The organism is Roseateles amylovorans (assembly GCF_025398155.2).
In the GTDB taxonomy this organism is placed as follows: domain Bacteria; phylum Pseudomonadota; class Gammaproteobacteria; order Burkholderiales; family Burkholderiaceae_C; genus Roseateles; species Roseateles amylovorans.
On sequence record NZ_CP104562.2, the window covers coordinates 647,953 to 668,518 of the forward strand.

The window sequence follows — 20,566 nt, forward strand, 5'->3', positions numbered from 1 at the left end:
TGCCCGCCAGTGACGGCGGGCCTGGGTCGAGCGGCGGGGATGGTGTGGCGCGTGGCCCTTGGCGCTCAGCGAGCCAGGGGCAGCGGATAGCTCGCCAGGCCGGCGTGGCCGGACTTGGACACCGCCTGGATGCCGAAGATCAGGTTGTCCTTCGAGAGCGGCAGCGTCACCCGGGTCACATTGCCAACCGACTTCGCGCCTTCCCACGCCTGCGATTCACTGCGGCGCCAGACGATGCGGTAGCCCGCCAGGTCCGGGTCCTGGCTGGCGGTCCATTGCAGGGTCGTGTCGTTGGTCAGCTCGCGCGCATCGATGCGCGCGCCCTGCACCGGCGCCGGGGCCCAGGCCAGGGTGGCCAGCCCCGCGAGGTTGATGCGCGCCACGTCGGCCACATAGGCGAAGTCGACGAAATCGGTCAGGTCGCCATAGACCACGCCGTTTTCGGTGCGCAGGTTCTGGTGCTGGTGCTGGAAATTCTCGAAAGGCTCCGAGAAACGCACCGCCGCATAGCCGCGCTCCAGGAAGGGCAGATGGTCGCCGCCGCGCAGGTAGCGGTCGCGACGCTGGATCAGGTCAACCGAGAACCCGGGCAGATAACGTTCGCCCTGGGCCTTCAGGTGGCGGCCGAACTGCTGGGTGGGCAGGTCCTCGCTGCCACCGGCGACGGCCAGCGGTTGCAGCTGAGCGCGGATGGCGGCATTGGTCTTGATCTCGTCCTCACTGGCCGGCGTGTTGGTGCTGGCATTCACCAGCAGACGCAGCAGCGGGTCGAAGCCATCGGCAAACAGACGCAGACGCTTCGGATCGTGCTGCCCGGCATCCCCGCGCGAGCTGCCGATGATGTCGTTGGTGATCATCGCCTCGACATTCAGCCCCTGGGCACGCGCCCGACGCGCCCAGTGGCGAGCGCCCAGCAGGCCCTGCTCCTCACCGGGCACCGCCATGAAGACCAGCGTGGCGTCGAAGCGCTGCTTGGCCATGGCACAGGCCATTTCCATGACGGCGGCCGTGCCCGAGGCATCGTCATTGGCACCGGGCGCTTCGCCCTTGGCATCCATGACGTCGGAATTGCGGGAGTCGTAATGCCCGCTGACGACCAGGATGCGTTCGCGGGGCGTGCCGGCCGAGGCACCGGGCAGGGTCGCGACCACATTCACCAGCTCGGTGGCCTGGGTCAGGCGCGGGCCGGGCGGCTCGATGAAGCTGTCCATCGTCACCTGCAGCCGGCCGCCGGTCTTGGCGGCGCAGTCCTTGAGCTGCTGCTCGATCCAGCGTCGGGCGGCACCGATGCCTCGGGTCTCGCTGGCGGTCTCCGAGGCCGTGTGGCGGGTGCCGAACGCCGCGAGCTTGCGGATGGTGGCCTCGATGCGATCGGCGGACACATCGGCCAGCATCGGGGCCACGCGCGGGTCCAGCGCCTGCGGGGCGTCCGGTGTGAAGCCGGTGGAGTTCTGCGCTTGGGCGCCGGCGGTCAGCAGCAGGGCGGCCAGGGCGAGAGCGGTGGTGTGCGCGGTGTATCGCATGAAGTGGTTGAAAGCGTGGGGAGGAGGACGATCGCTCGCCTGAGCGGGCGACCGGCCTGGCATACCCCACCGCGCGTCGACGACCCGCGCGACAGGGCAGGGCGTAGGCATCAGGCCAGGTGCTGCTTGAGGAAGTCCAGCGTGCGTTGCCAGGCGAGTTGGGCGGCGTCGGCGTCATACACCTCCGGGCGGGTGGCGTTGGAGAACGCGTGGTCCGCTTCGTAGCGATGGATGGCCGGGTGCTTGCCGGCGGTGGTCATGCGCTGTTCGAGGTCGCTGACCTTTTCGGGCGTGCACCAGTCGTCGCGGGTGGCGAAGTGGCCCATGAAGGGCACGCTGATCTTCGCGGGGTCCGCAAACTCGGTCGGCGGAATGCCGTAGTAGCAGACGGCCGCGTCCAGCTCCGGGACATGCACCGAGGCCGCCACGGTGAGTGCGCCGCCCATGCAATAGCCCATCACGCCCACCTTGGCGCAGCCCAGGCGGTCGCGCAGATGGTTCAGTGCGCCTTGCAGGTCCTGGGTGGTGGCGTCGCCGAAGTCCAGGCCGTTCATCAGATGGCTGGCCTCGTCGGCATCGGCGGCAATGCGGCCCCGGTAGAGGTCGGGCGCGAGGGTGGTGATGCCCGCAGAGGCCAGGCGTTCGGCGATGTCCTTGATGTGGGGTTTCAGTCCCCACCATTCCTGAATCAGGATCATGCCGGGCGCACCGTCACCGGCGCTGGCCAGATAGCCGCTGGTGCGTCCGCCGTCGGGGCGGTCGAATTCGATCATCTGTCCCATGGGAACTCCAGTAGTGTCAGAGGGCGCAATCCGGGGGCCGACCCACGACCGGTCAGGCCCGCCCGATCCGTATCATCGGCCTCACAAGACGGGCATGCGTTCGGCGTGCCATCCTGAGGGAGGAACCCGTGAGTCTGCACGAGCAGTTGTACCAATGGACGGCCCGGCAGGGCCTGGATGCGATCAGCGCACGCCGCGCGGTTCCCTGACCCGGCTCCGCCTCACGCGTCGCGCAGGCCTTCAGGCTCACCGCCGTCGATCATCAGATCGATCAGTTCGCGCAGGAAAGCCAGGGCTTCTTCGGCGGTGGCAAAGTAGTACTCGCCGCCCAGGTCGGCGGCATCGCCGTCCGGGCCCACATGGACAACCGACCAGCCTTCGGCCCCGCCACCGATCGCACAGACGCCGAAACTGCCTGGCGCCAGATCGCGGCTGGAGCCGGAAGTGATGAAGAGGTCCTTGCCCCGATGCTCGTAATAGCGTTTCAAATCGATCCGATCAAACGTCCGGTCCCGTCGTGAGCGACAGTCCGGTCAAGCGTCAGCCCAGCCGAACAGGCCCGGCCGTTGCAGCCCGCGCATCCGCGTGCAGCCATCCATCCTTAACCCTCAGCAACCAGCCACCCGCAGGAGATCCACCCATGAAGGCAACCTGGAACGGCGAAGTCATCGCCGAGAGCAACGACACCGTGGTCGTCGAAGGCAATCACTACTTCCCGATGACCTCGCTCAAGCGTGAGTTCACCGCATTCAGTAATCACCGGACGTCATGCCCCTGGAAAGGTCAGGCGCACTACTTTAGCTTGTTGGTCCACGGGGACATGAACCCCGACGCCGTCTGGTACTACCCCAACCCCAGCGAGGCCGCCGCAGAGATCAAGGACCGTGTGGCGTTCTGGAAGGGCGTCCAGGTCACGGAATGAGCGGCGCGGCGGGTGCCGCCATCGCGCCCGCCCATGCCACGCCGTCGACGGCGTGGCGTCTGAAGACCGAGACCGAGACCGAGACCGAGACCGAGACCGCTCGCCGCCCGCCGCCCGTCGCCCGTCGCTCGCTGCCCGCTGCCCGAACGGTGCGGCGTTCGCTCAGGGTGCGGACAGGCCCGTCGTCGCGGACCCCGTCGCGGCGGACGCCGAGGCGGTCTCGCGCGGCCACAGCACCCACAGCCGCAGAGGCTGCTTCATGCGGCCGGCCTGCTGCTCGGCCTGATCGCCCCAGCCCCAGAAGAAGTCGGCCCGCACCGCGCCGGTGATGGCGGCCCCCGTGTCCTGGGCCATCACCAGGCGACGCATCGGTGTGGTCGACAGCGGTTCGGTGGTGTCCAGCCACACCGGTGTGCCATAGGGAATGCTGGCCTTGTCGACCGCAATCGAGCGGCCCGGCGTCAGCGGCACGCCCTGGCCGCCGCGCGGCCCGACGGCCGGGTCCGACAGCGGCTCTTCGCGGAAGAACACATACCGCGGATTGGCCCACATCGCTTCCTTCAACTTCTGCGGATTGCGACGGGCCCATTCCTTGATGCCGGGCCAGGAGGCCTCGGTCGCCTTCAGTTCGCCCTGCGCGATCAGCCATTGGCCCATCGACCGATAAGGCTGTTCGTTGTGCCCGGCGAAAGAGAGGCGGACCCAGCGGCTGCTGCCGTCCGACTCGGTGACCCGCAGGCGGCCGCTGCCCTGGATCTGCATCACCAGCGCGTCCAGCGGATCCTGTACCCAGGCCAGGCTCAGCCGGCTCAACCGGGTGTTGCTCTCGATCTGCTGACGGGTGTCGTAGGGCCGACGCTGGGCCAGGTCTTGCGGTGGCGCCAGCAGCGGCACGCGGAAGTCGCCCAGCGCCTGCCGCCGTGCTTCCAGTTGCGGTTCGTAATAGCCGGTGGCCAGACCGTCGCGCTCACCCTCGGGTGACTCGACACGATAGGGGCGCAGCCGCTTCATCAGCCAGACATAGGCGTCCCAGTCGTCCGACGGACGCAGCCGCTGGGCCTGGGTGCACAGCGCCGTCCAGCCCGGCATCGGCCGCTCGCAGCCGCGCAGCAGCGCGGGCCACCACTCCAGCGCCCGGTCCTGGCCCCAGCCGGGCAGTTCATTCCATTCCGCTGCCACCCAGCGCGCGCGCTCACGGGCCAGCACCTGTCGGCCGACGGTGTCGGCGCGACGGTCGTCACTGGCGCCGGGGGCGCTGCCGGGCGAGGGCGCCGCCGCGGCCGCGCTGCTCCGGTTGTCAGTGCCCGGCCAGTCGCCGTTGAGCAAACGGGCAGGATCGACCTTGGAGGTCGATCCGCTGGCCGTGCCCGTGCCCGTCGGGGCCGGTCTGGCCGAGCCCGGCTCACGGACGACCGACGGCCCGCCGCAGCCGGCCAGCACGCCTAGAATCGCCAGCACGGCGCCCCAGGGGGCGGCGGGATGGACGTGGTGGCCGTGTTCCCGCGTCGTGCACCGGGCTGGGGACGGAACCCGGGTCCGCAGCAGACGACGAAGACCGGATTGGAAACTCAAAGGACCGCGACAAATCATGGGCATGATTTTGCTGGAGGCGCTGGGCGCATTGGCCTTGCTGGTCTTGATCGTCTGGTGGACCATGTTCTCGGGCCGCAAGGGCGGCGAACGCCCGGAGGACCGCGACGCGGCCTGACGCTCCCTCGAAACACGCCCCCGGCGCCCCAGCGCCTGCGGAGCGTCGGGAGGTTCAGGACTTCGGCGGGACCAGGAAGCTCAGCGGCTGCGAACGCACCCGTGCCCAGATCGCGGCGCTGACCCGTTTGCGATCCGCCAGCTTGATGCCGCGGGACCGCAGCGCCACCTTGAAGGCCAGATAGAAGCTCACGCCGACATTCAGCAGACCGGTGCCCAGGATGCTGATCACGCAGAGCCAGAACGGCCAGTGCTTCAACACATCAACGCCCAGTGCACCCGCCGCGGCGGCGAGCTGGCCGCTCGACAGCGTCACATGCCGGACCTCGAGCGGCAGCCCGAAGAATCCCAGCAGCGCGGGCACCAGGCCGAGCATCAGGCCCAGACTGATGTTGGCGGTGAGACCGGAAATGTTCTCCCGCCACCAACGGGACCAGCGCTTGGCCCGGTTCTCTCCCAGGGTCGCGACGATGCGCGGATTCCAAGCGATTGCGCTGTCCAGCCGATGGAAGACGAACCAGTTCTCCACCCAGCCCGCGATCAGGCTGGACGCAAACAGCAGCACGCCGGTGAAGGCCGCAAAGAACAGCGACGGACCCAGCACCGTCAGCGAGTGCAGGACGTGCTCGGCATCTTCCACACCCACCAGCGGTTTGCCGAAGCTCAGCCAGGCCAGCAGCTGCACCGCCAGCACCATCGGTGCCGCCAGCGCCAGGTTGCCGATGATCCCGGCGGTCTGTGATCGGAACAGGTGAACCACTTCGTCGACGAAGGCCTGAAGGCCGGAATCGTTGTCGATGTGGCGCAGCTTTTCGGCCAGGGCCGGTGCCGTCATCGCGGGCTGCTTGGTGGCGACGGTCCAGTGCAGCAGCAGGATGATCACGAAGCTCAGCGCATAGTTCACGCCGGCCCAGAAGCCGCCCCAGAAGGCCGAGAGCCCGAGCGCCATGATCGCGAATTTCGCGAAGGTGGTGCCGGCGATGACCAGACCGCCGCCGCCGGCGCGGCGCAGCATGTCGCGGTATTCGTCGCGGTTGCGGGTGATGTAGTGCTCGCCGGTCTCGGCGCTGCGCTCGGCCACCTTGCGCGCCAGCAGGGAGTAGTGACGTGCGAACAGGGTGCGGATGCTGCGCCGGTCATGCACCACCGACACCAGGCTGGCCACCAGGCGCAGCAGCTCGCGTTCCGGATGCGGCGCCAGCAGCACCGCGAGCAGGTCCTCGACCCGTCGCAGCCGCGCCTGCATCTGCTCGACGCCGAACATCAGGTCCACCGAGACGCCGTGTTCCTCCAGATGGTCCGGCACCGAGCGCACCGCGGCGCGGCATTCGTCCAGCAGGGCGCGCAGGTATTGCAGCGCGGCAGGCAGGGCGGCGCGGTCGTCCTCGACCAGCGCCTGTTCGACCTGCTCCCAGGCGGTCGCCAGGTTGCGGAAGGGCCGGCTGGCCAGCCGTGTCGGATCCATGCGGGCGCGCAGCGCGCCCGACAGGCCCGCCGCGCGCACGGAGCTCACCAGCACGGTCACGGCGGCCCGCATTTCCTCGCGCCAGTCGCCTTCCGGCGCGCCCGCAAACAGAAGGCTCAGACGTTTCAGCAGCTCATCGTCGACGGCGTTGATCCATTCGGCGTCCTCCTCGTGCGGAAAGAGCAGCTCGAACAGCTCGGCCAGATCGCGGGTGTCGGCGCTTTGCGGCAGCACGCGGCGCCGGATCCGCCCCAGGAACTCGCCCCACAGGGCCATGCGCGGCGCGAAACCGACTTCGGCGAACAGGCTGATCGCGTCCACCTCCGCCCAGACGCCGGCGATGACCCCGGCGAAGGATGCCGCGTGCTCGGGATGACGCTCCAGCAGGTTCAGCAGGTATTTGAGCCGCCGCACCGGCAGCGGCGTGGGGATGGGCACCACCGGGCCCTCGACCTGCACACTCAAGGGCGCGCCGGCCGGCACCGTCACCGGAGCGGTGGGGCGATCATCCTTGAGCGGGGCGTGCCGCAACCATTCGACCAACCGCACCAGCCACAGGTTGCGCTCGGCCAGCGGCGCCCGCGGATGCGCCGCATTGAGCAGCGCGGTCAGGTCCCAGCCGCGGCTTTTCCACATCAGTGCAGGCTGCCGGCCTCGGCCAGCAGGAATTCGGGGACGTCGGCGTAGAAGACGTCGGCGGTTTCGGTGGCGCAGAGATAGCGGCCGCTCATGCTGCCCTGCTTGGTGGCGATCTGGGCCCAGGAGCTGTACTGGAACCGCTCGCCGGGCTGAAGCACCGGTTGATGGCCGACCACGGCCAGGCCGTGGACCTCCTGCGAATGGCCGTTGGCATCGACGATGGTCCAGTGACGGCCGATCAGTTGCGCCGTGACATCCCCGCGGTTCTCGATGGTGACGGTGTAGGTGAACGCGTGCTGGCCGCGCTCCGGGAAGGTCTGTTCGGCCAGGGGCTCGACGACGACGCTGCAGTGAAAGTGCGGATGTGCCATTGCACCAATTCTAGGTGGGGGTCCGGTATGCTGGGTCCATCATCAAAAGAACCCGCATGGAGACAAGTCCAGGCCCCTCTGTGCCGCCGAAGGCCCTTGGCGTTGCGTCGGCCGACGCCGTGACGGCCTCGGTGCGCGACCTGGGCGCGCCGCGCGCCGCAGGCACCGCGCACTCGGCGGCTGGCAAGCGGGGGGGCTCCTCCGGCGAGGCTGAGGCCGGTCGGCGGTTCACACTCGTGGCGCTGGCGCGAAGCGCCGTCGCGCTGACCGGCGTGCTCGCAACGGCTCGGTACGCCGGCGCGATCCCCTTGGGCATGGGGCCCGCCCCGGCGTCGGCGGCCACGTCGCCCGTCCCCGACCCCATGGCCCGTGGCGGCGCGTCCAGCACCGGCGCTCCCGCGCCAGCACCGGCGTCGCAGATTCCCGCGCCCCGTTCGGTCGCCAGTTCGGGCGACGCGGTCCCCTCGAGTGGTCTGCTGCGGCTGCGCACGGCCTCCCAGTCCGGCTCGCCGCTCAAGTACAGCTCGGGTGATCCGCAGCGGCCTGGCTTGTGCGGCGAGATCGTGACGGCGTTGCTGCGAGCGGATCCCGACCTTCGGTTGGACGGAGTGGAGCAACGGGTGCCGCTGCGCCGGGTCGAGCTGATGCTGGGCCGTCGTGAGATCGATGTCTTTTTCTGTCTGCTGGATGCCGAGCATCGGAGTCCGCTGATGCGCTATCTGCCGGTGCCGCTGTACCGGGTGCGTCATGTGCTGGCGATGCGGGCCGATGACCCGCGCGTGCCGCGGAACTGGGACGAACTGCGTGCGTTCGCCCGCACCGAGCCGCTGCTGGTGCAGCAGGGCACCAAGCTGGCCGGCACCTTGCGGGAGGCGGATGTGCGCCATGTCGAAAGCGCCCGCACCGATCGGGACGCGATGGAGATGCTCGTGCGCGGCCGGGCGACCGCCGTCTATGGGCAGGATCTCGGGCTGCGGCAGGCGCAGCGTGGCACCGAGCTCGAGCGGCTGGTGCGCATCGGTCCCACGGTGTTCCAGGAGGATGTGCAGTACGCCGTGGTGTCGCGTGGGGTGTCGGCCCCGGTGGTGGCCCGCCTGACCGAGCGACTGCGGCAACTGGCCGTCAGCGGCGAATTGGCGCGACTTGCTGAACGCTATCGTTGAGCGCGGCAAATGCCGTCCGACCACGCCCGCATCCGGGTTCCTACAATGACGGTTTTCCCCGCCACCGGCTCCCACTGCCGATTCCTGCCATGACGCCGCCGACCCATCGCATCGCCCCCAGCATCCTGTCCGCCGATTTCGCCAACCTGGGCGAGGAGGTTCGCCAGGTGCTGGCCGCAGGCGCAGACTGGATTCACTTTGACGTGATGGACAACCATTACGTGCCCAACCTGACCTTCGGGCCGATGGTCTGCGAGGCGCTGAAAAAGCATGCCGTCAAACCCGACGGCACCCGCGCGCCGATCGACGTGCACCTGATGGTGCAGCCGGTCGACAGCCTGGCGCAGGCGTTCTGCCGCGCCGGCGCGGACCTGGTGAGCTTCCACCCCGAGGCCAGCCAGCATGTGGACCGCACCATCCAGTTGATCCACGGCGAAGGCGCCAAGGCCGGCCTGGTCTTCAATCCGGCCACCTCGCTGGATGTGCTGGAGTGGGTGATCGACAAGATCGACCTGGTGCTGATCATGAGCGTGAACCCCGGCTTCGGCGGCCAGAGCTTCATCCCCAGTGCGCTGAAGAAACTGCAGCAGGCCAAGGCCATGATCCTGGCCAGCGGCCGCGACATCCGACTGGAGATCGACGGCGGCGTGAAGGTCGAGAACATCCGCGAAATCGCCGACGCGGGTGCCGACACCTTCGTCGCGGGTTCCGCCATCTTCGGCAAGCCGGACTACCGCGCGGTGATCGATTCGATGCGCGCCGAGCTGGCGCGCTGAGCACGGGTTTCCGCTGACCGTCCGCCTCGCTGCCCGTTGACTTGCCGACCGTTGACTTCCCGACCGTTGACTTGCTGACCGTTGCCTCGCCCTCGTGATGCCGTTGATGCCCACGGCGTGCGTCATGTCCTGCAGTCCTTCTTGATCCTGATGCGTTGACCTCGCTCCTGCTTGTCTGTGCCGCCAACCTGTGTCGCTCGCCGATGGCCGAGGCGGTGCTGCGCGCCCGTGCCGCCCCGCTCGGCCTGACGGCGGTGGCATCGGCCGGCGTCTTTGCATCGTCCCGGGCGGCGCCGGTGGACAGGCGAGCGCATCAGGTGCTGTCGTCCCGAGGCTATGCACTGGACAAGCGCTGGCGGTCACGCCGAGTGCGGTCGGAGGACTTCGACACCCATGACCTGATCCTGGCGATGGACCGCACCGTGCTGCGCGCCTTGCGGTCGATGCGGCCGCCCGTGTCGCCGGCCCGCATCGGCCTGTTCCTGAACGGCATGACCGGCCTGGGCCTGGACGAGGTGCCGGATCCCTACTACGGCGCGACCGATGGTTTTGCCCTGGTGCTGGACCTGATCGAGGCGCGGGTGCAGACCTGGCCGAGCGAGGCACGCGCCTTCAGCACCGACCTCGACTGAGGACGCCGGCGCGCCCGTCTACAGTCACGCCAGACGCCGTCGGAAGCCGTTGGACGCCGCCTGACTTCGACAGGAATCGGCGGACCACGGCGGACCACGGCGGGTTTAGACCTCTCGCGCGCCATCGCGCCGGGCCCCTTCCTTCAGCCCCATTCACAAGGCTCACCATGTCCGATCGATTGCTCCAGGCTCCGGATGGCCAGTGGCGCTGCCGCTGGTGCGAGACGCCGGGCTTTGACGCCTATCGCCACTATCACGATCAGGAGTGGGGCTATCCGGTCGACGACGACCGTCGGCTGTTCGAGAAGCTCTGTCTCGAAGGCTTTCAGTCCGGCTTGTCATGGCGGACGATTCTGGCCAAGCGGGAGGCGTTTCGCGCAGCCTTCAGCCACTTCGATATCGAACGGGTCGCCCGCTTCGACGAGGCCGACATCGAGCGCTTGCTGGCCGATGCGGGCATCGTCCGTCATCGCGGCAAGATCGAGGCGGCGATCCATAACGCGGGCCGCGCGCTGGCGCTTCAACAGGAGGCCGGTTCGCTGGCCGCGTTCTTCTGGCGGCATGAAGAAACGGGTTTGCCGCCGCATGAGGTGCGTGGGGCCTCGGACGGCTCACGGACCCTGTCCAAGGCCCTGAAACAGCGCGGCTGGAAGTTCGTGGGCCCGACGACGGTCTACGCGTTCATGCAAGCCATGGGCCTGGTCAATGACCATGCCCCGGGGTGCATCGGCCGGAACGCGGTCGACCGGGCCCGCGCGCGCTTCCGGCTGCCGACCTGAACGCCGCAGCCCAGGTGGTCGCAGGACGGGCCCGCGCAGATACGCGGATTCAGTCCGATGCGTCGTAGGTCGTGACGTTCATGAGCGAACCGGGCGGCGGATTGCTCAAGCGTGCGAGGCCCTCTTGGAAGGCTGCCAAATGCGCAGCACCGCGACGCTCAAGCAGGTCCGCCAGCCGGGAGTCATCGGCCGCAGGCTCGCCCAGATCGAGCGCCTGCCGGCATTCCCTTGCGGACATGGCGCCGTTGTGCAAGGCCTGCACGATGCCATCGATCAATCCACGCAGCGACGCCGGTGAGCTGCACATGGCAGCCAACCTCAAAAACTGCCGCAGCAGGCTGACCATGTCCGCGGGGGGCAGGATTTGGGGCGGTTGCGTGCGCGGTGTCGCCGGGCTCAGGGGCCGATCGTGGCGCAGCTCCGCGATCATCTGCACATAGGCACTCAGCACCTGACCCCGGCCAGCTTGGATGGCACTCGTGAACGCGCCGCGTGGGCCAGGGAGGTCCGGGGGAAGCAGACAGACATGGCGCCATAGGATTCCGGTGAACGAGACATGAGATCGATTGCGGATCTGTTCGATCAAGGTGCCGACGGCCCTCATCAGTTCGGCCGAGTCCTGTTGCATCGCCAGGCGGACCATCTCGCCGGTGATGTGGTTCTCCGAAAGGGTGGTCCAACCTCGTACCTGATCGGGTGCCAGCAGGGCCACGCGGTGCTGGGCAATGAATGCGTTCAGAAACCAACGGCTGCGCACACCGTCCAGCGGCAGGCGCCACGCGGACAGCAGCCCCTGCAGCGCCTCGTCAGTCAGGCGGCTGCAGAGCTGCTCGCATTGCGCCGCCTCGTCCAGAAGACTGCATGAAGGCATCTGAACCAATTCCGCGGGATTGGGGCAGCGCAGCGCAGCGTTGACCGCCGCCCGGGCGGCATTCGAAGGCAACCGGGCATGCACGTTGGCATCGGCCCAGCTCGCCAGGTCGGCCGGCCGCAGCGGACGGGCCGTACCCGCCTCTTCCGCCCAGGCCAATACCTCGTCCTGATGCATCACCGAGAGCAGGGTCTGCCGACCCGGGATCAACGGATGGGGCACCAGCATCTGCGTGATCGTCCGTGGGTGACTCTCGTCCGCGATCACATCCAGACGCCGAAGCTCGTTCAGCAGGTGACGCCCCACCATGGCGGGGTCGCGGAGCGGTCTTGCCCACATCACCCCGTCGTCGTCTTCATCCAGATCCAGGACGCCGTGGCGGGGTACCTGACCGAACTCGGGCGAGAGGATGGCATCCGCTGCTGCGGCTGCGCGGTCCATGTCATCGTTCCATCGCCAGGGTTCGGACGAGGGGCGGGATGCTTCAGGCAGTTCGGACAGGAAGCTGTCGCGCCAGCGTTGGAGGTAGTTCTCTGCCAGGTGCTCAGCCAGACGACCGGGCACGAGCCGATGCTGGACCTCGAGCCGCACCTGTTCGAGCGTCTGGCGGTCGGGGGGCGCCGCGAGCCGATCGGCCGGCGGCGGCCGCCCCATGGCCGGATACAGCGCATGCCGCAGGCCGGACACCAGGTGAACCTGGGAGCCCGGCGCCATACGCAGCGTCCATTCGTGCAACCGTTCTACCTCAGTGACGATGATCTGGGTCAGCAGGGCTTCCATGGCCAGGTCGGCCGTGGCCGCCAGGCCGGTGCGGGATCGATCCAGCGCGATGCAGGCCTCCTGCAGCGCCAGGAGCACGCCGTCCAGGCACAAGGTCAATCGCGGTGTGGTCTCTTGCAGGGCTGTCAGCCGAGGCACGAGGTCGACGCGCTCGTCGGTGACTCGCCTGACAAACAGTGCCAATAGATCCTGGCCGTGATTGAAGAAGTCACCCGCCTGCGGACCCCATTGGCGATGCCGTCCAAGGATGTCGAAGTCCATGATGCGGCCATAAAGGCAAGACAGGTCCGTGAACACGGCCAGCGCTGCGGCTTGGGACAGGTGACGGTTCGCGAAGTTCCTCAGCTGCTGCATGTGCTGGTGTAGCTCGTCGCGGAAGAGGGGGAAGCTGTCGCTCACGCGGAAGCGGGCGACCGTGCCATGTCGTGCCGGGTTGTAGCGCACGGGTGTGGTGGGCACCGGCGCCCCGGGAACGTTTGGCACGTTCATCACGTCCGGCGGGGAGCGATGGCCGGCTGTCGCCCCGGAGGGCGGATCGGCTGAGGGGCCGGCGGAGGGGTCCGCCGCCGTACCGCCGCGCTGCAAGAAGGTGGGCGTGAAGCCGGGAAGGGTCCAAGACATGCGCAATCAGTGCGCAGACCCTGGCCGCGGTTCTGACTGCAGCCGCTCCGCGCCGCACCTGTAGTACCTGCAAGATCCGTCGACTCCGCCAGCTGCGGCGCCGGAGGCCCCCGGCCGGCCCGCCGGCATGTGCCGCGACCCCGCGGGCGGTTGGCAAGCAGGGTGTTCAGTCTGCGTGCGGGCCCGCGGGGTGCTCGGTCAATCGCGTGGGCGCGACCTCACGGTTATCGGCCCCCGTCCTCCTTGGAGGCTGTGACGCTGTCTCACACGACCAGTGCCTTCGCAAGCGCGGCGCCGACCGCGGCGTTGTGTTTCACCAGCGCGATGTTGGTGGCGAGACTGGCGCCGCCACTCAGGTCCTTGATGCGCGCCAGCAGGTAGGGCGTCACCGACTTGCCGCTGATGCCCTGGGCGTCGGCCTCGCTGAGCGCCTGCGCGATGTAGCCGTCAATGACGGCCGGTGGCATGGCGGCCTCGGCCGGGACCGGATTGCTGATGACCGCGCCGCCGCCTAGTCCCAGCGCCCACTTCGCGCGCAGGAATTTCGCCTGGTCGCCGGGATCATCGATCCGGAAGTCCGCCTTCAGGCCGCTGTCCCGGGTGTAGAACGCCGCGAAGTTGTCCTGTCCGACCGAGATCACCGGCACGCCGTAGGTTTCCAAGTACTCCAGCGTCAGGGCCAGGTCGAGGATGCTCTTGGCGCCGGCACAGACCACGGCGACCGGGGTGCGGGCCAGTTCCTGCAGATCGGCGGAGATGTCGAACGAGGTCTCCGCGCCGCGGTGCACGCCGCCGATGCCGCCGGTGACAAACACTTCGATGCCGGCCAGTTGGGCGCAGATCATGGTGGCGGCGACCGTTGTGGCACCGATGCGGCCGGTGGCCAGCGCGAAGGGCAAGTCGCGGCGGCTGAGCTTCATCGCATCGGGCGACCGGCCCAGCCATTCGAGTTGGGCCTCATCCAGGCCGACCCGGATCTTGCCGTCCAGCACCGCGATGGTGGCAGGCACCGCGCCGTGTTCGCGCACGATGGCCTCGACCTCGCGCGCGGTCTGCACGTTCTGCGGATAGGGCATGCCATGCGAAATGATGGTGGACTCCAACGCCACGATCGGCTGGCGGGCCAGGCGGGCGTTGGCGACTTCGGGAGAAAACTCGATCAGGTGTTCCAGCGTCATGGGGGGCTCGATTCGTGGGTGGGGAACGGCGCGACGCCGTCCAGGAGTCCGGGATGCAGGGCATCGCTGACGGTGTGGTCGCTCTGCAGCGTGAGCGCCGCCAGCTTCAGCCCGAGCTGGCAGGCAGCGCGCAGATCGTCGGGCGCGCGGCTGAGCGCGGCGACGATGCCTGCGGTCATGGCATCACCCGCACCGGTGACCTCGCGGATGCGGCGTGCCGCCAGGCGCGGCGCGGGGAGGGTGCGCAGGCGGTCACCGTCGCTGTAGCGCAGGCCTTTGGCGCCTTCGCTGATGACCAGCCGACGCAGTCCGCGCTCGCGCAGTCGGTGCCAGGCCTCGGTGAGGGCGTGGTCGTTGTCGTTGTCGTTGTCGCTGTCGCTGTCGCTCGCGCTGGCGCTGGCGTTGTCGTCCAGGAGTTCGGGGGGCCGCTCGCGCGGTCCATGGGGTGATGCCTTCGAGGATCCGGTCGCCTGCGGCGCCGACATCAGGGCGTGCAATTCGCCCCGGTTCAGCACCAACAGCTCGATGCCCTCCAGCCGTTCGCCGAGCCGCTTCATCTTTGGTGCGGACACGGCCACCACCACCAACGACTGCTGCCGCGCAATGGCCTCGGCACGCAGCTGATCCAGTGTCTCGCGCGGCAGGTTGAGGTCGGCCACCAGCCAGCGGGCGGCCGCGCGTTGCGGCGCGCTCTGGCGCAGGAAGTCCGAGTCCAGCCGATCGGCCAACACCATGTGCGCCAGCGCCAGCACCAGCTCGCCCTGAGCGTCCAGCACGGCGGTGTAGCTGCCGGTCGGCGTGTCGGCGGCCTGCAGGCTGCCGGCGCAGTCCACGCCCAATGTCTGCAGTTGGGCCAGCAACGACAAGCCGACAGGATCGCGGCCGACCGCGGTGAGCAGATGCACCGGCAGGCCCAGGCGGGCCAGGTTCTCGGCGATGTTGCGCGCGACGCCGCCCGGCGATTCGGATTGGCGTGCCGGATTGGAACTGCCCATCTTCAAGGATTCGATCGCGTGCAGCTTGCGGTCCAGGTTGGTGCCGCCCAGGCAGACGATCGGGCGTCGGGTCGGCAGCACATAGGCCCGCCCGAGGATGCGGCCCTCCTTCACCAGTTGCGCCAGATGGCCCGCGACCGCCGAGCGCGACAGGCCCAGTTGATCGCCCAGCTCCTGCTGGCTGATGAAGGGATTGGCCTCCACCAGCGACAGCAATTGGTCTTTCGACGTGTTCATTGTCGGCATTCTAGACAATTGTCTTGATAGATAGACAAGTGTCCATGCTGGCGGGTGGGGCGGGCTGACGATGGAGGCTGGACGGGTGCGGCATCCTGCCCAGTGCGGTGAGCTGCGGTCTTCGGCCTGCGCCGTCCGGCCGACGACGTCAGTCAATGCCCGACAGCGGAATCGGTCGAACATGACGCCCCGCTTGGGTGTTCCGCGGCTTGGGCAGCCGCGACGCCTTTCGTATTCTTCAACCCATGGAGACGGGATGGTGGCTTGTCTCCAAAGGCGCAAGCCGGACGATGTTGGACGTTGTTGGGTGGTTGGTTCAGAAGGCGGGCATCCTCACGGATGTCCGCCGTCGTCTTTTGGGGCCGCCACCTCTCGCGGGCGCCGGGCCAAGGCATGCGGCCTGATGGCGATCTCGCGGCGATGGGAGATCGCCCCGTCGCCGCCGCGTTTTGACATCCGTCGACTTCCAGGTGGAGCGCGCGCGCGAGCTGTTGCCCTGGGGCCAGTCCTTGCCCCTTCGCCGGGGTCGGCGGCGCTACATTCGGAACGCGTCGAGGCCGTCGGGGCGGGACCCTGCCCTCGGTCGCGAGGGAGTTCCGACGATGTTCAAGACGATCGCGGCCATGTTTGGCTACTTCAAGGCCGCCGTGCCGTTCCGGCTGGTGCCTGCGTTGATCACCACCGGCGTGCTGCTGGGGCTGTTGCTCATTCCCACGCCCGACGGACTGACACCCAAGGCCTGGCAGCTGGTGGCCATCTTCCTGACCACGATCGTGGCGATCATCCTGAAGGTGATGCCGATCGGCGTGATGGCGATGATGGCCATCGTGATCGTGTCACTGTCCCAGGTGACGGCCGGTTCCTCGAAAGGCGCGATCACCGATGCGCTGAGCAGTTTTGCGAGTCCGCTGATCTGGCTGATCGTGGTGGCCATCCTGATCTCCCGCGGGCTGAAGAAGACCGGGCTGGGCAACCGGATCGGGTTGCTGTTCATTTCGCTGCTGGGTCGCCGAACGATCGGCATCGGCTACGGGCTGGCCATCTGCGAACTGGTGTTGGCCCCGTTCACGCCCAGCAACACGGCGCGTGGCGGCGGCATCGTGCATCCAATCATGAAGTCGATCGCCACTGCCTTCGACTCCGATCCGGCCCAGGGCACCGAGGGCAAGGTGGGGACCTATCTGGCGCTGGTGAACTATCACGCCAATCCGATCACCTCCGCGATGTTCCTGACCGCCACCGCGCCCAATCCGCTGGTGGTGGACTTCGTGGCCAAGGCCACCGACCAGACCTTTCACCTGAGCTGGACCACCTGGGCGCTGTGCATGCTGCTGCCCGGTCTGGCCTGTCTGCTGCTGATGCCGCTGCTGATCTACGGGCTGTCACCGCCGCAGTTGAAGGCCACGCCGGACGCGGTGAACTATGCGCGCACCGAGATGGCCAGGATGGGGCCGCTCTCGGGCCGCGAGAAGGTGATGCTGGGCACCTTCGCGCTGATGCTGTTGCTGTGGGCCAATGTGCCGCAGATGCTGTTCGGTGCGGCGTATGCGCTGGATCCGACCGTGGTGGCGTTCGTGGGGCTGTTCATCCTGATCATCACCGGCACGATCGACTGGGACGATGTCCTGTCCGAGAAGAGCGCCTGGGACACCCTGATCTGGTTCGGTGCGCTCGTCATGCTGGCCGAGCAGTTGAACAAGCTGGGCGTGATCGCTTGGTTCGCGGCCGGCATGAAAGGCGCGATCGTGGCCAGCGGCATGGGCTGGCTGCCAATTGCGGCGGTGCTGGTGCTGGCCTTCGTGTTCTCGCACTACCTGTTCGCGAGCACCACGGCGCACATCAGCGCCATGATGCTGGCCTTCCTGACGGTGGGCGCGCAGCTGATTCCGGCGACCTACCTGGTGCCGTTCGTGCTGATGATGACCGCAGGCTCCGGCATCATGATGACGCTGACCCACTATGCGACCGGCACCTCGCCCATCATCTTCGGCAGCGGCTATGTGACGATGGGCCACTGGTGGCGGGTGGGGGCGGTGATGTGCATGGTGGAGCTGCTGATCTTCGCGATCGTCGGCTGCCTGTGGTGGAAGGTACTGGGGTTCTGGTGAGCCCGGGAGCAAAGGCATGAAAACAGCGGTCTTCAGTGCGCGTCGCTATGACCAGTCCCTGCTGGTGACCGCCAACCAGGCCGCCGGGCATGAGCTGAGGTTCATCCAGGATCGGCTGACGGTCGACACGGCGCCGCTGGCTGCCGGTTGCCCGGCCGTGTGCGTGTTCGTCAACGACAACGTGGATGCGCAGGTGCTGGCGCTGCTGGCCGAGCAGGGCACGCGGCTGATCGCCACCCGCTCCACCGGCTTCAACCACATCGACGCGGGTGCGGCGGCGCGGCTGGGCATCGACGTGGTGCGGGTGACCGACTATTCACCGTACTCGGTGGCGGAATTCGCCGTCGGCCTGTTGCTGGCTGTGAACCGCAAGATCGCGCGGGCGAGCGTGCGGACCCGTGAGGGCAACTTCGAGCTTGATGGGCTGATGGGGTTTGATCTGCACGGCAAGACGGTGGGCGTCATCGGTACCGGCAAGATCGGGCTGATCTTTGCGCGGATCATGGCGGGATTCGGCTGCACGGTGGTGGGGCACGATCCCTATCCCAGCCCGGAGTTCGACGCGATCGGCGGCCGCTACCTGAGCGTCGAGGCCTTGATGGCCCAGGCGGACGTGGTGTCGCTGCACTGCCCGCTCAACGACGCGACCCGCTACATCGTCAATGCGACCACCCTGGCGGGGCTCAAGCGCGGCAGCATCCTGGTCAACACCAGCCGCGGCGGTCTGGTGGACACCGAGGCCGCGATCCAGGCCTTGAAGACCGGCGCGCTGGGAGGACTGGCGCTGGATGTCTATGAGCAGGAGGCGAGCCTGTTCTTCCAGGACCTGTCGTCCACCGTCATCACCGACGACGTCATCCAGCGGCTGGTCTCCTTTCCCAACGTCATCGTGACCGGGCATCAGGCGTTCTTCACCGTCGAGGCCATCGGACAGATCATGCGCACGACGATCGAGAGTCTCACCGCGTTTGAGCATGGGGCGCCGCTGGTGAACCGGATTCCTGCGGGGTAGCGGGTGGGGGGGCTGGTCCGCTGGGGGGACGGGCGAACCGGCGGCCGTCACTAAGATGGCCTGCATTGCGCCGCCTCGGCCGCGAGGGTCGAGCCGTTCGCCCTCAACCCGCCGGGATCTGCAACCTTCTTCATTCCCTGACGATATGACCTTGCTCCAGCCTGCTCCCACCGCTTTCATGATCGACCTCGACGGCACCTTGGTCGACACGCTGGGTGATTTCGTCGCCGTCCTGAACCAGGTGTTGTCGGATCTGTCGCTGCCGGCGGTGCGGCGCGAATTTGTGGAGCACACCATCGGGCAGGGCAGCGAGCATCTGATCCGGAGCGTGCTGGCCGAGGTGGGTGCGCCGCCTGCGCAGTACGACCCGGCCTGGACGCTGTATCAACACCACTACGAGCGCCTCAACGGCCTGCATGCGGCGGTGTTTCCTGGCGTCATGGAAGGACTGGTCGCGCTTCGCGCGCTCGGCCTGCCGATGGCCTGCCTCACCAACAAGCCGGCGGCCTTCGCGCGTGAACTGCTCAAGCGCAAGGGCCTGGACAGGTTCTTCGACCGCGTGTTCGGCGGCGACGACTTCGAGCGAAAGAAGCCCGATCCGTTGCCGCTGCTCAAAACCTGCGAGGCCCTGGGCAGCGCATCGTCGACCACCTGGATGGTGGGCGACTCCAGCAACGATGCGCGCGCCGCCCATGCGGCCGGTTGCCCGGTCGCCTTGGTCCGCTATGGCTACAACCACGGCCAACCGATCGATGAGGTGCCGGCGCAGCGGCACATCGATCGGCTGGATCAGTTGATCGGCTGATCAACCCATCAACCCATCAACCCATCAACCGATCAACCGATCAACCGATCAACCGATCAACCGATCAACCGATCAACCGATCAACCCATCAACCGATCAACCCATCAACCCATCAACCGATCAACCGATCAACCGATCAACCGATCGACGAATCAACGGACCGCCCAGCGACAGCCCGGCGGGCACGGCGCGGCGGACGTCAGCGTCCGCTGCCGACCGCGTTGCGGGTGCTCGGTGTGGCGGCCCGTCCGCCGAGCAGGTCGGTCTTCAGGCCGCTGTCGGCCGGCGATTTGCCCAGCCAGATCTTGAGCAGGGTGTTGAAGAACTCGGCCTCCTTGATGGGGTCGCCGGGCATCACCTTGCCGTTGACGAAGATCACCGTGCCGGTGCCGGGGATGTAGTCCACACCGAAGCTTTCGCCGGTCACCAGCTTCTTCTTCTGCACGAAGATCTCCGACATGCGCAGCACGCCGTTGATCGCCCGGCCGAATTCCTCTCGCGTGGCGTTCTGCTCCATGCCCTTGGTGAAGAGCTTGCCGAGTTCCTCGCCATCGATGTCGCGCAGCATCTGGATGTGCATGCGCTTCGGACCGGTGTTGGCCAGCACGGCCTCGGGCGTGGCGGCCTTGGCATTCAGATAAAGCCCGGCGGTGTAGACCTTGAAGATCGCCTTGTAGCGGGTGCCGGCGCCGTTGAGCACCAGCCTCTGGCCCGCGACCTCGACCACGGTGTCGTACTTGACGCCGTTGACCTCGATCGGTGGGGCGGCGCCCGGCGGCGCGGCGGAGGTGGCGGGCGCGGGTGGCGACGTGGCGGTCTGCGCGTGGGCTGAGGGCGCTCCGAGCACCGCAGCCAGGATCAGGCTGGAAACCCAGCCTGGGACGAGGATGGTATGTAGCTTGGTCATGTGTCTCTTCCTTCCTCATTGAGGATCGGCCCGCTTGCTGCGGACTCTGCGGCGCAGTATGAGCGAAGGCATGCCCGGTCGGCCATTGGGGCTCCTCCTGCTACACTCGTTCGCACCATGTTTATCACGCGCAAGCACATCAAGGGGTCGAACGACCGGGGAGCCTGGCCCTGGCGACGCCCGCACGACTTCACCTGAAGCCGCCTGCTGCTTGCCGCCCGTCGTCCACCGCTGATCTGCGGACACGGGCCACCGTCACGAATCCGCTGCACCCTCATCGAACGGGGCAGGTC

Annotated in this window: 18 protein-coding genes; 8 read left to right on the forward strand and 10 right to left on the reverse strand. The window is 67.8% G+C overall.

Translation table 11 applies throughout. The features are described 5' to 3' along the window. Positions 1-65: 65 nt before the first annotated feature. The 3 genes from N4261_RS02745 to N4261_RS02755 all read right to left on the reverse strand — a co-directional run bounded on the left by N4261_RS02745 (position 66) and on the right by N4261_RS02755 (position 2,793). Positions 66-1,523 carry a M20/M25/M40 family metallo-hydrolase gene (locus N4261_RS02745; protein ID WP_261758708.1) on the reverse strand — a complete coding sequence of 486 codons (1,458 nt, stop codon included), beginning with the start codon at positions 1,521-1,523 and terminating at the stop codon, positions 66-68. A 110-nt stretch (positions 1,524-1,633) separates the two neighbouring features. After that, positions 1,634-2,305 (reverse strand): dienelactone hydrolase family protein, encoded by a 672-nt coding sequence (locus N4261_RS02750; protein WP_261758709.1) that lies wholly within the window; start codon positions 2,303-2,305, stop codon positions 1,634-1,636. Positions 2,306-2,526: 221 nt separating this feature from the next. Continuing rightward, positions 2,527-2,793: a hypothetical protein gene (locus tag N4261_RS02755; RefSeq protein WP_261758710.1), complete on the reverse strand. Its 267-nt coding sequence runs from the start codon at positions 2,791-2,793 to the stop codon at positions 2,527-2,529. A gap of 152 nt (positions 2,794-2,945) precedes the next feature. Between N4261_RS02755 and N4261_RS02760 the strand changes: the two genes are divergently transcribed. Then, positions 2,946-3,227 carry a DUF427 domain-containing protein gene (locus N4261_RS02760; protein ID WP_261758711.1) on the forward strand — a complete coding sequence of 94 codons (282 nt, stop codon included), beginning with the start codon at positions 2,946-2,948 and terminating at the stop codon, positions 3,225-3,227. 162 nt (positions 3,228-3,389) lie between these two features. Here the strand turns inward: N4261_RS02760 and mltA are convergent, their stop codons facing one another. From mltA to apaG, 3 genes are all read right to left on the reverse strand, one after another. Beyond that, on the reverse strand, positions 3,390-4,685 hold the full coding sequence (gene mltA, locus N4261_RS02765; protein WP_261758712.1) for a murein transglycosylase A: 1,296 nt from the start codon (positions 4,683-4,685) through the stop codon (positions 3,390-3,392). A 304-nt stretch (positions 4,686-4,989) separates the two neighbouring features. After that, positions 4,990-7,035: a transporter-like protein TlpB gene (gene tlpB, locus N4261_RS02770; protein WP_261758713.1), complete on the reverse strand. Its 2,046-nt coding sequence runs from the start codon at positions 7,033-7,035 to the stop codon at positions 4,990-4,992. Further along, positions 7,035-7,409 (reverse strand): Co2+/Mg2+ efflux facilitator ApaG/CorD, encoded by a 375-nt coding sequence (gene apaG / locus N4261_RS02775; protein WP_261758714.1) that lies wholly within the window; start codon positions 7,407-7,409, stop codon positions 7,035-7,037. The genes tlpB and apaG overlap by 1 nt, the downstream gene beginning before the upstream one ends. 56 nt (positions 7,410-7,465) lie before the next feature. Here apaG and N4261_RS02780 point away from each other — a divergent pair, with 56 nt between their 5' ends. From N4261_RS02780 to N4261_RS02795, 4 genes are all read left to right on the forward strand, one after another. Further along, positions 7,466-8,572 (forward strand): substrate-binding periplasmic protein, encoded by a 1,107-nt coding sequence (locus N4261_RS02780; protein WP_261758715.1) that lies wholly within the window; start codon positions 7,466-7,468, stop codon positions 8,570-8,572. 89 nt (positions 8,573-8,661) lie between these two features. Then, positions 8,662-9,348 carry a ribulose-phosphate 3-epimerase gene (rpe, locus tag N4261_RS02785; RefSeq protein ID WP_261758716.1) on the forward strand — a complete coding sequence of 229 codons (687 nt, stop codon included), beginning with the start codon at positions 8,662-8,664 and terminating at the stop codon, positions 9,346-9,348. Positions 9,349-9,503: 155 nt separating this feature from the next. Next, entirely contained in the window at positions 9,504-9,980 is a 477-nt protein-coding gene (locus N4261_RS02790; protein WP_261758717.1) for a low molecular weight protein-tyrosine-phosphatase, read from the forward strand. A gap of 167 nt (positions 9,981-10,147) precedes the next feature. Then, positions 10,148-10,759, forward strand: a complete 612-nt coding sequence (locus N4261_RS02795) for a DNA-3-methyladenine glycosylase I (RefSeq protein ID WP_261758718.1) — start codon at positions 10,148-10,150, stop codon at positions 10,757-10,759. Between the two features lie 49 nt (positions 10,760-10,808). Here the strand turns inward: N4261_RS02795 and N4261_RS02800 are convergent, their stop codons facing one another. The 3 genes from N4261_RS02800 to N4261_RS02810 all read right to left on the reverse strand — a co-directional run bounded on the left by N4261_RS02800 (position 10,809) and on the right by N4261_RS02810 (position 15,441). Further along, positions 10,809-13,031: a hypothetical protein gene (locus tag N4261_RS02800; protein WP_261758719.1), complete on the reverse strand. Its 2,223-nt coding sequence runs from the start codon at positions 13,029-13,031 to the stop codon at positions 10,809-10,811. Positions 13,032-13,294: 263 nt separating this feature from the next. Continuing rightward, entirely contained in the window at positions 13,295-14,209 is a 915-nt protein-coding gene (locus N4261_RS02805; RefSeq protein ID WP_261758720.1) for a pseudouridine-5'-phosphate glycosidase, read from the reverse strand. Further along, complete coding sequence (locus N4261_RS02810) at positions 14,206-15,441, reverse strand: PfkB family carbohydrate kinase (protein WP_261758721.1); 1,236 nt, start codon at positions 15,439-15,441, stop codon at positions 14,206-14,208. Before N4261_RS02810 ends, N4261_RS02805 begins: the two co-directional genes overlap by 4 nt. 602 nt (positions 15,442-16,043) lie before the next feature. On the opposite strand from N4261_RS02810, the gene N4261_RS02815 reads away from it, so the two are divergent. From N4261_RS02815 to gph, 3 genes are all read left to right on the forward strand, one after another. Further along, positions 16,044-17,549, forward strand: coding sequence for a DASS family sodium-coupled anion symporter (locus N4261_RS02815; protein ID WP_261758722.1), 1,506 nt, complete (start codon positions 16,044-16,046; stop codon positions 17,547-17,549). 16 nt (positions 17,550-17,565) lie between these two features. Next, positions 17,566-18,561 carry a 2-hydroxyacid dehydrogenase gene (locus tag N4261_RS02820; protein ID WP_261758723.1) on the forward strand — a complete coding sequence of 332 codons (996 nt, stop codon included), beginning with the start codon at positions 17,566-17,568 and terminating at the stop codon, positions 18,559-18,561. Positions 18,562-18,706: 145 nt separating this feature from the next. Beyond that, the gene (gph, locus tag N4261_RS02825; RefSeq protein WP_435531998.1) at positions 18,707-19,366 is read left to right on the forward strand and encodes a phosphoglycolate phosphatase; all 660 of its coding nucleotides are present in this window, start codon (positions 18,707-18,709) and stop codon (positions 19,364-19,366) included. A gap of 199 nt (positions 19,367-19,565) precedes the next feature. On the opposite strand, the gene N4261_RS02830 is transcribed toward gph, so the two are convergent. Further along, positions 19,566-20,273: a chalcone isomerase family protein gene (locus N4261_RS02830; RefSeq protein WP_261758725.1), complete on the reverse strand. Its 708-nt coding sequence runs from the start codon at positions 20,271-20,273 to the stop codon at positions 19,566-19,568. Between the last annotated feature and the right edge of the window lie 293 nt (positions 20,274-20,566).